Source organism: Pseudoalteromonas sp. 120-MNA-CIBAN-0494 (assembly GCF_040308885.1).
GTDB lineage: Bacteria > Pseudomonadota > Gammaproteobacteria > Enterobacterales > Alteromonadaceae > Pseudoalteromonas > Pseudoalteromonas nigrifaciens.
In genome coordinates, this window is the sequence record NZ_JBEOOE010000233.1 from 1 (window position 1) to 236 (window position 236).

The 236-nt window shown below is 50.0% G+C and carries 1 protein-coding gene; it reads right to left on the minus strand.

Features of this window, described 5'->3' with window-relative positions; genetic code table 11:
• Positions 1-236 (minus strand): hypothetical protein (locus tag AAEY55_RS18610; protein WP_350552773.1); only part of this gene is annotated, 236 nt, incomplete at both ends.

Here is a 236-nt window from a genome sequence, read left to right on the forward strand (position 1 = left end):
CTTTTTCGTTTTGGCGCGAGCAATGGCTGCGGCTACAGCGGCTTTTTTGTCATCAACGGGGGCCTCGTTTTGCCGCGCATCGTCAGTTGTAATTTCAGCATCTGCTAATGCTTTTGCGGCCTTTTTCGCTTTGGCGCGAGCAATGGCTGCGGCTACAGCAGCTTTTTTGTCATCAACGGGTGCATCGTTTTGCAGCGCATCATCATTGGAAGTATCATCATGAGCTAAAACACAAG